Below are 13,127 nucleotides of genomic sequence, written 5' to 3' on the forward strand. Positions count from 1 at the left end.
TCCCACTCCCACCCCGCGCCCCGACGGTTCGATCATGGAGTCGCCCGCCTGCGCATTCCGATATTCCTGGACACAACGATGGCGCGAACACGGCGGGTGGGCGGGCCCGGACACGACGATGGCCCGGCACAGGCCGGGCCATCATGCGGTACGGGTGGGGTCAGTCGCCGAACTTCGCCCGGTTGGCGGCCTCCCTGGCCTGCATCTTGATCGCCGACTCGCGCAGCGCCTTCTCGATCCGGCCGAGCAGGTCCCGCAGGTCGTTGGCGGCCGACTCCCAGTCGCTCTGGCGCCGGAAGTACGCCTCCCGGGCGTCACCGTCCCAGGTCGCGAGCAGCGGAGCGATGCCGCTCTTGAGCCCTTCCAGCTCGCCGGTCAGGTTACGCGAAGCGCCACCGCAGCTGTCCGCGGCCGCGTTCAGCGCGGCGAAGTTGTAGCGAATCTCCATGTCGGTCTGTCCTCCCCCGTCAGAGCTTCAGTGCCGCAGTGATCTGACCGGCGGTCGCGCCCGCGCTGTCCATCTCGGACCGGATCTCGTCGTCGCTGACGTCGTAGTCCTTACCGGCGGATCCGACGGCCTCGGCAATGGCGCGCAGGGCCACGTTGAGCCGGGCCATGTCCTGGTCGAACCGCTCCCGAACCTGCTGGAAGGAACCCGCACCGGCGCCCTTCCACTGGTCGTACAGCGGCGTGAGCTGGTCCATCAGCGAGTTGAGGTTGCTGGTGAGCCGGTCGGCGACGGCATCGACGTCACCCTCGGTCTTCACCATCAAGCCGGTGTCGGTACGCATCGACATGTGGAGTCACCCCCGTCCTCGATCGTCGCCCCACTAGGCTGGGGGCAGTGGTCAGTCGACCCGTGCGCCGAACTGTCGTTCGCACGGTAACGGGTCGTGTCCAACCGGCGCTAGACCGGACGGTCACCCCGTGCCGCCACCATCCACTGTGCCTCCCGCGTCACTGTGTGTCGAGGGCACTCTTGGCCGTCACCGGGTCGAGCGCGGGCCCCGCGGGCAGCCGCACCACCAGGCTCGCCGGCAGCCGCACCGGCCGCACCTTGCCGTACCCGAGCATCGCCGGCACGTCCTCGGACGCCAGCGGATAGCGGTAGCCCAGGTCGGTGACCAGGTGCAGGGTGCCGGTGTCCAGGTCCGGCGAGGGGATCGCGGCGACCAGGACGCCGAACCCGGGCTCGATGACCACCCGGTCGGCCAGCGGGATGCCGTCGCCGGTCTGCCCGCCGGTGCGCACCAACCCCCGGACCGGCTGGACGTCCGCGTCCAGCAGCAACGTGGGCTCGTTCTGGCCGGGTTCGTAGGCGGCGCACACCGCCGGCTGGTCGCCGGTCAGCCGGGCGATGTCGGGACGTTGCTGCGGCGCCCGGTGCCGGCCGTCGGGCGGCACCGGCGCCTTGGGGGCGGTCGCGGCCGTGCCGGCGTCCAGCTCGACCGGGCGGGGCTCCCCTCCGGGGTACGCCTGCCGGGTCTCCGGGTCGGCCAGCAGCACGTCGGCCTGCACCGGGGTCAGCGGCACCAGCCGGTCCCGTTCGGTGAGGTAGAACTGCCGACTACCGCCCTGGCTGGTCACCACGAACACCTGGCCGACCCGGGCGTCGTCCAGCGCGCTGGACGGCAGCCCCCGGCCGGTGACCCTGCGGGTGGCGATGGGTTCACCGGCGGGCAGCGCGTTCAGCCACGCCCCGCCCACCTCCACCACCGGCTCGGCGGTCATGGTCAGGCCCTCCAGCACGATCCGGTCGTTGCGGATCTCGTATCGGTGGTCCCGCCACACCAGATGCAGCCGCCGGGTCTTGGTGTCCCGCACCAGCAGCGCCTCGTCGCCGGCCTCGCGCCCGCCGGACGGGGCGCGGCCCACGGTCAGCACGGTGGTGGCGACGGTTCCGCCGGTCTGGTCGCGGGCCGGCTGCGTGCACAGCGTCCACGGGCCGGACAGGATCCGACGCGGATCCGGTAGCGCGTCCGGGGCGTCCGGAATGCCGATCCGGGGGCCGCGCGGCGTGCCGACCAGCGAGTTGCGGGACACGGAGACGGTGGGTACCGACGACCCCATCGCCAGCAGCGCCGACGAGTAGTTCACCACCGGGTGCAGCCGACCGTCCCGGTAGAGGTACCGGGTGCCCGTCTCCTTCTCCAGGATGACCGCGCCGCCCTGCTTCCACTTCGTGGCACCGCCGGGGCGGAGCAGCCCGTACACGCCGACGGCGGCCAGGCAGAGCACCGCCACCATGACGCTGGCGAAGCCGGCCCCGCCGAGCCAGCGGAACGGTGCCGCCTCCGGGTCGGGCTCCCGCGCCACCAGCGCGGAGGTCATCCGTTGGACGAAGAACTGGTACGACTGGACCTGGTCCCGCCGCGACGGCATGGCACCCTCCCTGGCGTACGCCGGCACGGCCCCGGACGTCGGACCGCGGTGCCTACCATAGGCACCGCGGCCACGGTCCTGGTGCCGGCACCCGACCCGACGACGGCAGCCGAGGGAGTTTCGATGATCAGTCGTGACGAGGCGCTGGCCCGCGCACGTGACTGGGCCGCCGCCGGCCGGCCCGGCGGGACGCCCGACGTCGAGCTGTACGAGTTCGACCTCGGCTGGGTGGCCTCCCGAACCGAACCGCAGCCCACCGACCCGACCCGGCCACCTGCCTCGACCGGGTCGCCCACCCTCGTCGTCGACAGACGGACCGGCGAGGTGTCGCAGTGGCCGTCACTGTCCGCACCCGACATCGCCGCCCGGTACGCCGCGCACCGCGCCGCCGAGGGTCGGTTCCCCGACGACGTACGGCAGGTTCTCGAACAGGCCGGCTGGTATCCCGGCCGGGACGTCCGGGCCGCCGTCGACCACTGGTTGTCCCGCTTCGCGGCCGAACTCGACGGGCTCGACTGCCCGCCCACCGCCCGCGCCGCGCTCGACGAGTTCGGCGGGCTGCGCCTGCCGCAGTTCGGGCTCTACGACGACTCGACCGGAGGCGTCAACCTGGGCGGGGGCTTCACCAGCCACCTCCACCCGACCCAGGGTGGCGTCACCACGGAGGCCGCCCGCGTCTTCGCCGAGGAGCACGACAACCCGGTCTTCCCGATCGGCAACAACGAGGACGGTCCCGCCGAGATCGTCGTGGACGCCGACGGGCGGGTGTTCATGCTGCACTGGGCCGACGACTTCTACCTCGGGCCCGACATCGACACCGCGCTGGTCAACCTGGTCCGCGGGGGGCGACTGCCCGAGGCCGACGACCTGGAGTGGTGAGCGAGGTCAGCCGTTGATCGCCCGCATGAAGGCGTACAGGCCGAGCACGCTGCACGCCACCGGCACCACGGCGAGCTGGAGCAGGATGTCGAGCAGGTCGCCGAGGCGGGCCAGTCGTGGCGACGGGGCCCGCCTGCTGTAGGCGAGACCGGCGCCGACGCAGAGCCCGGCAGCCACCAGCGCGACCGGGAGCACCGTCAGCACCCGGGCGGCGGTGCCCGCGTCGGCGGCACCGACCAGGGGCAGCAGGCCCAGCCCGATCAGGCCGACGGCGAGCAGCGGCACCCGGTGCCGGACGGTCGACACCAGCCGGGCGCGCAGCAGGTGACCCAGCGCCACCACACCGGTGAGCAGCAGCGCGGACACCGAACCGGTCGACGTCAGCACGGTCAGGCAGCCGACGGTGACCAGCGCCGCCCCGAAGATCATGCCGGTGAGCACCTCGTCGGCCCGCGCGGTCGCCTGGTAGACGACCTCGCGACGCGGCTGCGGCTCGTCGCGCAGCAGGTCGTCGGCGGTACGCGGCAGCGCGGGCATGGGCATCTTGCCCAGGCGTACGGCGAGCAGCGGCATCGCCGGCAGCAGCAGGGTCAGCACGGTCACCACGACGGCGGTGCCCTGCGCCGCGTCGAGGCTGCCGAGGGCCAGCAGCCCGCCGACCATGCCCCAGAACCCGGCGAAGACCGCCGCCACGAACACGCGGGTCGCGTCACCGACCCCCAGGAAGCCGAGGAGGCCGGCCAGGAGCAGCACGGCAGAGCCGAGCAGCACGTGCGGCGCACCCGACGACCACACGGACTCCCCGGTGCCGATGACCAGCACACCGCCGACGAACGCGTAGGGCAGGCCGGCGGCGGCCACCACCGCCCCGGCCAGGGAGTCGGACATGGCGCGGGACAGCAGGATGCCGGTGACCAGCAGCACGCCGGCCATGCCGAGCGCGGTCGCGCCGCCGAGCAGACCCGGCGACTCCGACAGCAGGACGACCACGAGGCCGAGGAGCAGCAGCAGCCCGGCCACGATCAGCCCGGTCAGCCGGGTGGCGGAGGGCGTCCAGGCGACGCCGCGCCGCCGGGCGCCGTCCGCCACGGCCTCCATCAGGTCGTCGTACGCCAGTTCGGGCCACTCGGTGCGGCGTGGCACGAGGTGCAGCGTCTCGCCGTCGCGGACGTTCTGCGCGGCCAGCGTGCGGTTCAGGTCGACGGTGCCGCCGTCGGTGCGCCGCAACGACCAGCCGCCGTGCGCGGTGCCGTCCGACGGCTCCTCGTCGGCCTGCCGCAGCACCGCGGGGAGCAACGCCACGATCGGCAGGTGCTCGGGCAGGGCGAGGTCGAGACGGCGCTGGGGGGTGACCACGGCGATGCGCGCGAGTCCGGTTCCGGCCTGGGTGACCACTGACGACCCCTCGGTCCGCGGAGCGGGCCGGCGGCCCGCGGCTGTCATGACGCCCAGAGGCTACCTACCATGTGCCGATGGCGCGGGTGCCGGTTCGTACCGTTGCGGCCCGGACGCCGACGGGGAGGACAGTTTCGTGAGCACGGTGGTGGTCAAGCGCCCGGCCCGACAGCCGGAACCGGAGTACCCCTCCGGGGAGGTGCTGCTGGAGTCACCCCCCGAGGTGCCGGCGCCCGGCGGCAAGGCGTGGGGGCAGATGTTGATGCTGCTGCCCATGCTCGCGGGTTCCTTCGCGATGGCGCTGATGTTCGCGGGCCGGGGCGGCAGCACCCTCGGCTACGTCACCGGCGGCCTGTTCGGCCTGTCCGCGATCGGCATGCTCGCCTCCCAGCTCACCAACAACTCGGGCGGCCCCAGCAAGCAGGAGATGCTCCAGAAGCGGCGCGAGTACATGACGCACCTGTCCCGGCAGCGCCGGCGGGTGCTCAGGACGGTCCGCCGGCAGCGGGAGGCGGCGTTCTACCGGCACCCGGACCCGGACGCCCTGTGGTCGGTGCCGGTGGGCCCCCGGCTGTGGGAACGTCGCCGCGGTGACGTCGACTTCGCCACCGTCCGCATCGGGTTGGGTCCGCAGGAACTCGCCACCCCGCTGGTGCCGCCGCCGGCCACCTCGCTGGAGAAGCTGGAACCGATGTGCGCGCTGGCGCTGCGCCGGTTCCTCACCGCGTACGGCGAGGTGCCGGACCTGCCGGTGACGATGGCGCTGAACGGCTTCGCCCGGGTGCACCTGCGTGGTGACGACGAGGCGGTGCGCGGACTGGTCCGGGCGGTGCTCGCCCAGGCTGCGGCCTTCCACGCCCCCGACGACATGCTGGTGGCGGTCTGCACCTCGGCGGACCGGCGGGCCCACTGGGAGTGGACGAAGTGGCTGCCGCACGCGCTGCACCCCACCCGTACCGACGCCCTGGGCCAGTTGCGCCTGGTCGCCCCGTCGGTGACGGGTCTGGAGGCGATGCTCGACGACGTGCTGGTGAGCCGGCCCCGGTTCAACGCCGCCGGCGGGGCACCGCAGGTGGGCGGGCCGCACGTGCTGGTCGTCATCGACGGCGGCGACACCGCCGGGTCCGACCATCTGATGACCGACGGCGGGGTCGAGGGGGTCACCCTGCTCGACCTGTCCCACCCGCCGCCGCGGGTGCTGGACCGCGCGCGGCTGGTGCTGGAGGTCGGCGGCGACCGGGCGTTGCGGAGCACCACGGTGGACGGACCGGCGGAGATCGGCCGGGCGGACGACTGCCGGGTCGAGGAGGTCGAGGCGCTGGCGATGCAGCTCGCGCCACTGCGCCTGTCGGCGGCGTCCCGGGGTGGTGACGCGCCGCTCACCACCGAACTGGGCCTGGCCGAGCTGCTCAACCTCGGTGACCCGTACGAGTTCGACGTCGACCGGGCCTGGCAGCCCCGACCGAACCGGGACCGGCTGCGGGTGCCGATCGGCGTCGGCGTCGACGGCGGCCCCGTCGAGTTGGACCTGAAGGAGTCCGCTCAGGACGGCATGGGCCCGCACGGGCTGCTGATCGGCGCGACCGGCTCCGGCAAGTCGGAGCTGCTGCGCACCCTGGTGCTGGCGCTGGCCGCCACACACTCCTCGGAGAGCCTCAACTTCGTGCTGGTCGACTTCAAGGGCGGCGCGACCTTCACCCGGCTCGACGGCCTGCCGCACACCAGCGCGGTGATCACCAACCTGGCCGACGAGCTGCCGTTGGTCGACCGGATGACCGACGCCATCAACGGCGAGCTGGTGCGCCGGCAGGAGCTGCTGCGCGCGGCCGGCAACTACGCCTCGCAGCGCGACTACGAGAAGGCCCGCGCGGCGGGGGCCCCGCTGGCCCCGCTGCCCAGCCTGCTCATCATCTGCGACGAGTTCTCCGAGCTGCTCACCGCCAAGCCCGACTTCATCGACATGTTCGTGCAGATCGGGCGGGTGGGCCGGTCGCTGGGCGTACACCTGCTGCTGGCCTCGCAGCGGTTGGAGGAGGGCCGGCTGCGCGGCCTGGACACCCACCTGTCCTACCGCGTCGGCCTGCGGACCTTCTCCGCGATGGAGTCGCGGGTGGTGCTCGGCGCGACCGACGCCTACGAACTGCCCCGCTCCCCGGGACACGGCTACCTGCGCTTCGGGATGGAACCGCTGGTGCGCTTCAAGGCGGCGTACGTGTCGGGCACCTACCGCAGCAAGACCGCGGAGGCGGTGGCCGCCGGTGACGGCGAGGAGCGGGTGCAGGAGTACACGACGGGGTACGTGGCGCCCCCGGTGACGCGTACGCCGAAGGAGGACGTCGCGCCGGAACCCACCGACGGGGTGGGCGAGAGCGTCCTGGACATCCTGGTGGGGCGGCTGGCCGGCCGGGGCGCGCCGGCACACCAGGTGTGGTTGCCGCCGTTGGCGGAGCCGCCGACGCTGGACCAGTTGCTGCCGCCGCTCACCGCCGACCCGGCGCGGGGCGTCACCGTTTCGCACGCGGGTCTGCTGGGTGAACTCCAGGTCGCCGTGGGAATCGTCGACAAGCCGTTCGACCAGCGCCGGGACGTGCTCTGGTTCGACCTGGCCGGGGCGGCCGGGCACGCGGTGATCGTCGGCGGCCCGCAGAGCGGCAAGAGCACCCTGCTGCGGACGATGGTCACCTCGCTGGCGCTGACCCACACCCCCCGCGAGGCTGCGGTCTACTGTCTCGACCTGGGCAGCAGCGCCCTGTCCTCGCTGCGTGACCTGCCACACGTCGGCTCGGTCGCCACCCGGCTCGACGCCGGGCTGGTCCGCCGGACGGTCGCCGAGCTGCAACTGCTGATGGGGGAGCGGGAGCGCCGGTTCGCCGAGCGTGGGATCGACTCGATGGCCGAGTACCGGCGGGCCCGTCGGCACGGCCAGCACACCGACGACCCGTTCGGCGACGTGTTCCTGGTGATCGACGGTTGGTCGACGATCCGGACCGAGTTCGAGGACCTGGAACCGACGATCAACGACATCGCCAACCGGGGGCTGTCGTTCGGCATCCACCTGATCGTCACCGCCGGCCGTTGGATGGACCTGCGGCCCGCCGTCCGGGATGTCTTCGGCACCCGGCTGGAGCTGTGGCTCGCCGACGCCGGGGATTCCCACCTGGACCGGCGGGCGGCCATGAACGTGCCGGACAAGTCGCCGGGCCGCGGGATCACCCCCGACGGTCAGCAGTTCCTCTCGGCGTTGCCCCGCACCGACGGCACGCAGGACGCGGAGAGCCTGTCGGAGGGCGCCCGGAAACTGGTCACCGACCTGGCCGCCGCGTGGCAGGGGCCGGGCGCGCCCCCGATCCGGCTGCTCCCGCCGGTGGTCCCGTACGGCAGCCTGCCGGCCACCGGCCGGCCGGGCGTGCCGGTCGGCATCGCGGAGGTCGACCTCCAGCCGGTGCACCTGGACTTCGCCGCCGACCCGCACTTCATCGTGTTCGGCGACGGCGAGTCGGGCAAGAGCACGTTCCTGCGGGCCCTGGCGCAGACGGTCGTCGACCGGTTCGACCTGACCGAGGCCCGGCTGGTCATCGTCGACTACCGACGCAGCATGCTCGGCGACATCACCACCCCGCACCTGATCGGGTACGGCTCGTCGGCGCAGCTCACCGAGAGCATCGTGGCCGAGGTCGCCGCGGTGATGCGGGACCGGCTGCCCCCCAACGACGTCACGCCGGACCAGTTGCGCGCCCGCAGCTGGTGGAAGGGGCCGGACCTCTACGTCCTGGTCGACGACTACGACCTGGTGGCGGGTGCGGGCAGCAACCCGCTGACGCCGCTGCTGGAGTTCCTGCCCCAGGCCCGCGACATCGGCCTGCACCTGGTGGTCGCCCGACGCACGGGCGGGGCCAGCCGGGCGCTGTACGAGCCGGTGCTGATGCGACTGCGCGAGATCAGCACGCCGGGCCTCGTGATGTCCGGCAACCGGGACGAGGGTGTGCTGCTGGGCACCGTCCGGCCGGGGCCGCTGCCGCCGGGCCGGGGTTGGCTGGTCACCCGCCGGGAAGGCACCCGGCTGGTGCAGTTGGTGAATCTTCCGGCCCGGTCGTGAGCCGCGTACCGGGTTGCCCGATGTGGTTACCGTCCACCAGAGTGTGAGGTACCGAGCGCGGCTGTGGGACCCGGCCGCGCCTGCGGCGTGTGCGACGGATCGGGGGAGGCCCATGGGCGACGAGTGGCTCGTCGACGAGAACATCGACGTCGACATCCAGCAGCTGAAGGACTTCGCGACGGCCATCCAGAACGAGCTGACGACCAACTTCACGCCGAGCCTGCAGAACGGCATCCTACCCGTGATCAACGTGCAGGCACCGTTCGGCGGCGGTGGTCTCAAGGAGGGCGCGTTCTTCCGGGGCCGGCATGACGAGAGCCGGATGGCCATCAGCCAACTGCTCTCGGACGCCGCGAAGGGGCTGGGCGCGCTCAGCCTGGCGGCGATGGGGATCTCCGCCGAATACCTGACCGGCGACGCGCTCTCGCAGGCCACCATTGGCGACGTGCTCGACGCCTTCACCGTCGTCGACGGGCAGGAGACCCTGCACGGCTCCTCGCAGCAGGGTGCCGACCCGAACGACCCGATCGTCGCGGTGCCGGAAGCGGCGACGGATCCCGCCACCTACTTCGGCGAGGACGACTCGGCCACCGACGACGATCGCGAGGAGACGCCGGAGGTCGACCAGGAACAGGTCATCGCCGAGGACACCGTGGGCGAGATGACCATCCAGGCCGACAGTGAGGGCATGTCCGACAGCGAACTCGAGTTCGACCAGTCGGACCTGGTGTCCTGACCACCGCCGCGCTGAGGAGACGCTGAGGAGCGGGGATGACCGACAACTACTACGGCTACACGCCGGTGACCATTCCCGGCTACGCCGGCGCCGTCGACGACTACGCCTACGAGCGTTCCTCGCAGGCCTCGCCGTACGAGCCCACCGACTGGGACGCCGTCACCATCGAGGAGATGTGGGAGTACGTCCGCAAGGAGAGCGACGAGCGGACCCTCGCCCTCGCCGCGACCTGGCGGCGTACCAGCAGCCTGTTGCAGGCCACCCGGGAGAACCTCAAGCGGCACGCCGACTCGCTGGACGCGAAGTGGCAGTCGCCCGCGGCCAGGATGTTCATGGGACGGGTCGGCGCGACCCTCTACTCGCTGGACGAGTGGAGGCGGGTCGCCGACGACACGGCCACCGGCCTGGAGCAACTGGCCACCAAGATCGGGCAGGCCCAGGCCAGCATGAGGCAGGTGTGGCTGGACTACAAGAACGAGCAGATCGCCCAGGCCGGCAAGCGTGAGGCGGATCAGGGCCTCCAGTGGGGCGACGCCTTCGGGATGAACAACGGCAAGAGCTACGAGGAGGTCCAGCGGGAGTTCCACACGCAGGCCCGCGACATCGTCAAGCCGCTCGCCGACCTCTACATCGACGTCTACATCTCGTACGTGTCGCGCGGCGGAAAGTTCAAGGGCCCGACCAGGGCCGCCCCAGTCAACGAGTCCCTGCTGCCCCGACCGGTCGCGCCGGGCGCACCAGGTGGCAGCCGTCCGACCGCACCGACCGCCACCGGGCCCCGTCCGACCCGGCCGGACATGCCGAACCGTCCGGACCTGGTCGGCACGCAGGCCACGCCGCCCGCTCCTCCGCCTTCCGGACTGCCCGACGATGTCAGGCTCGCCGGCACCACGGCACCCACGGCGCCGCCCACCGGCGCGCCACCGGCGACTCCGACCCTGCCGACCACGACCGCCCCGGCTACGGCCGGCCCGGTCGTGCCGCCGACGGCTCTGGGGCCACGACCCGGCAGTCCTGGCCTGTCGAATGCCGGAAACCGGCCGGGGACTCCGCGCGCCACCCTGCCGGGCACCGGTGCGGGTGCCCCGCCCGGTGGCCGCGGCCCCGCCCCGAACCGCCCCACCCTGCCGGGAACCAACGCCGGCGGCGGCACCCCGGGGTCCGGTCGGGGCCCCGCCCCGAACCGACCGACGCTGCCGGGCAACACGGGCACCGGCCGCCCTCCCGGGTCCCGTCCCGCCGCGCCGGGACTCGGAGGGCAGCCCGGCCGCACTCCGCCGTCCACCCCACGTCTGCCGGGTAGCACCGGCGCACCTGGCCGCACCGGTGGCGCACCCGGCCGGCCCGCCACGCCCCCACCGAGCCTCGGCGGGCAGCGGGGCGGCACGCCGGGCACGACCCCGGCCGCGGGACGTCCCACGCCGCCGCACCCGGGCAAGCCGGGGACTGGCGCAGGTCCGGCTATCCCGCGCAGCGGTGCGCCGCTGGCCGGCCGAGGCATGGGTGCGCCCGGGGCGCCGCACCACGGCACCCCCGGTGCCCGCAGCGGCGGCCAGCCTGTCAAGGGCGGACAACCGGACCTGAAGGGGCGGGCGGCTGCCGGCGGCGGTCGGGCGGCACCCACGACCGGTCCCGTGCCGTCCCTGGGCGGCCGTCGGGGCGGCCCCACCGTGCCGGCGCGCGCCAGCACCCGCCCGGCCGACGACGAGCAGGAGACCTGGCAGTACGGCGACGGCGACGACGAGCTGTGGGTCACCGAATCCACCGCTGTCGGGGCCATCGAGGCACCCGCCGAGCACCGGCCCCGCGAGCAGGGCAAGGCCCTGGGGCAGAGCTGACCTGGCACCGGGCCGGCCACCGCACTGTCGGTGACCGGCCCGTACCATGTGGTGGCTGCCCCACCACGGCCGTGCACGACGGCCCACAGAGGAAGGTTGACGGGCATGCGTGTCCGCACCCGACCGGCGCTCGCCCTGACGTCCGCCGTGGCGAGCGTCCTGGTCTCCCTGGTCCTGCCCGCCACACCGGCCCGAGCCGACGACATCCGGGCCGACTCCTGGCACGTCAAGGCGCTTGAGCTCGCGGAACTGCACAAGATCACCCAGGGCGAGGGCGTCGTCGTCGCGGTTGTCGACACCGGCGTGGACGCCACCCACCCGGATCTCAGGGACAACGTGCTGCCCGGCGTCGACCTGTTCGACGACGGCAGTAGGGGGCGGGTCGACCGGCAGGGGCACGGTACCGGCATGGCCTCGCTGATCGCCGGGCACGGACACGGACCCGGCGGCGGCGACGGCGTCCTCGGGGTCGCCCCGAGGGCGAAGATCCTCCCGGTCACCGTCCAAGGTGAGCGGAGTTCGGTCATCGCTCCGAGCGCGGTCGCCGCCGGCATCCAGTGGGCGATCGATGCCGGGGCCGACATCATCAACGTGTCGCTGAGCAGCAGCCACCACCTCGACCTGGACCGGGCGGTCGAGCGGGCATACCAGAAGGGCGTGGTCGTGGTGGCCGGTGTCGGCAACCGCAGCGACGTCGTCATCGGCAACCCGGCCCGACACCCCGGTGCCGTCGCGGTCAACGGCACCACCCGCACAGACACCGTCAGCCGGGAGGCGGCTCTGCCGGCCGAGGAGGTCGACATCGCGGCCCCGGGGGAGGACCTGATCCAGGCCATTCCTGGTCGGAGGTACGCGACGGCGACCGGTAGCAGCGGCGCCGCGGCCATCGTGTCCGGCGCGCTGGCGCTGATCAAAGCGCGGTACCCGGACCTGACCGCCTACCAGATGTTCCAACGCCTGCTGGAGACCAGTCGCGACGTCGGCGACAAGGGCAAGGACCTGGACCACGGGTGGGGGGTGCTCGACCTGCGCAGAGCGTTGACCGGCGAACCCGACGGCCGGGCCGGCCACACCCCGGCCGCGAAAGACCCCGTCCAGGACCCGGACCTCGCCGGTGCCCGATCCGTGGCGGGGCCGGGGGCGGAGGAGACGCTGTTCGTCGTGCTGCTCTGGGTCGGCTTCCTCGTGATCGCCGCCGGTGCGGTGGCGACGGTGCTGGTGCTGCGCAGGCGTGCCGCCCCGGAGGGCCGGTGACCACACCCCCCGCCGGCCCGCCCGGCGCTTCCGGGCCCGGGACCATACCGCCCGCTCCGCCCACCCGCCCCGGCCCTTCCGCGCCGGCCGCGACCGGGCGGCGGCCGGTGGCCGTGACCATCGCGGTGCTGCTGATGCTGCCGGTGGCCGGCACCTGGCTCGTCGCGGGGATCGCCTTCTTCCGGGCGATGCTGTCGACCGAGGGCGACGCCAGGTTCCTGGTGGTCGGCATCGGGGCGGGGGTGCTCGCGATCTGCCTGCTGCTGGTGCTGATGACCGCGCTGGGCATGCTCGTGGCCTGGGCGGGGCGGGGCCGGGAGGGATTGACCGCACCCGCCACGTTCACCTTCGGGATCTTCGTCGTCGTCCTCGTCTCGCTGCTGGTCCAGGGCAGGCTCGGCTACGAGCCGACGATGGTCACGCCGCTGGTGGTGGGGGCGATGGCCGGGGTGGCGCGAGGGTTGCTGGCCAGCCGCCCGGCCCGCGCCTGGTTCGCCGCCGGGGAACTGGCCGGCAAGCCGGTCCGGCGACGCTGATCCGTCGCCCG

General features: G+C 73.4%; 9 protein-coding genes and 1 pseudogene. 6 read left to right on the forward strand and 4 right to left on the reverse strand.

Features of this window, described 5'->3' with window-relative positions; genetic code table 11:
• Positions 1-160: 160 nt before the first annotated feature.
• From GA0070616_RS11390 to eccB, 3 genes are all read right to left on the reverse strand, one after another.
• A complete protein-coding gene (locus GA0070616_RS11390) occupies positions 161-448 on the reverse strand; it encodes a WXG100 family type VII secretion target (RefSeq protein ID WP_091080623.1) in 288 nt (95 codons plus the stop codon).
• Positions 449-467: 19 nt separating this feature from the next.
• Positions 468-797, reverse strand: a complete 330-nt coding sequence (locus tag GA0070616_RS11395; protein WP_091080626.1) for a WXG100 family type VII secretion target — start codon at positions 795-797, stop codon at positions 468-470.
• 160 nt (positions 798-957) lie between these two features.
• On the reverse strand, positions 958-2,382 hold the full coding sequence (gene eccB, locus GA0070616_RS11400; protein WP_091090498.1) for a type VII secretion protein EccB: 1,425 nt from the start codon (positions 2,380-2,382) through the stop codon (positions 958-960).
• 123 nt (positions 2,383-2,505) lie between these two features.
• Between eccB and GA0070616_RS11405 the strand changes: the two genes are divergently transcribed.
• Entirely contained in the window at positions 2,506-3,261 is a 756-nt protein-coding gene (locus GA0070616_RS11405; protein WP_091080629.1) for an SUKH-3 domain-containing protein, read from the forward strand.
• A 6-nt stretch (positions 3,262-3,267) separates the two neighbouring features.
• Here the strand turns inward: GA0070616_RS11405 and eccD are convergent, their stop codons facing one another.
• Positions 3,268-4,656: a type VII secretion integral membrane protein EccD gene (eccD, locus tag GA0070616_RS11410; RefSeq protein WP_091080632.1), complete on the reverse strand. Its 1,389-nt coding sequence runs from the start codon at positions 4,654-4,656 to the stop codon at positions 3,268-3,270.
• Between the two features lie 136 nt (positions 4,657-4,792).
• On the opposite strand from eccD, the gene eccCa reads away from it, so the two are divergent.
• The 5 genes and pseudogenes from eccCa to GA0070616_RS11435 all read left to right on the forward strand — a co-directional run bounded on the left by eccCa (position 4,793) and on the right by GA0070616_RS11435 (position 13,116).
• The gene (gene eccCa, locus GA0070616_RS11415; protein ID WP_091080634.1) at positions 4,793-8,752 is read left to right on the forward strand and encodes a type VII secretion protein EccCa; all 3,960 of its coding nucleotides are present in this window, start codon (positions 4,793-4,795) and stop codon (positions 8,750-8,752) included.
• A gap of 112 nt (positions 8,753-8,864) precedes the next feature.
• Positions 8,865-9,488, forward strand: a complete 624-nt coding sequence (locus tag GA0070616_RS28720) for a hypothetical protein (RefSeq protein WP_245712728.1) — start codon at positions 8,865-8,867, stop codon at positions 9,486-9,488.
• Positions 9,489-9,523: 35 nt separating this feature from the next.
• On the forward strand, positions 9,524-11,326 hold the full coding sequence (locus GA0070616_RS28450) for a WXG100 family type VII secretion target (protein WP_091080637.1): 1,803 nt from the start codon (positions 9,524-9,526) through the stop codon (positions 11,324-11,326).
• Positions 11,327-11,431: 105 nt separating this feature from the next.
• A pseudogene (locus GA0070616_RS11430) lies at positions 11,432-12,645 on the forward strand (S8 family serine peptidase); the annotation flags it as partial.
• A gap of 42 nt (positions 12,646-12,687) precedes the next feature.
• Positions 12,688-13,116: a hypothetical protein gene (locus GA0070616_RS11435; RefSeq protein WP_091080644.1), complete on the forward strand. Its 429-nt coding sequence runs from the start codon at positions 12,688-12,690 to the stop codon at positions 13,114-13,116.
• Positions 13,117-13,127: the final 11 nt, after the last annotated feature.

This window comes from Micromonospora nigra (assembly GCF_900091585.1).
Lineage (GTDB): Bacteria > Actinomycetota > Actinomycetes > Mycobacteriales > Micromonosporaceae > Micromonospora > Micromonospora nigra.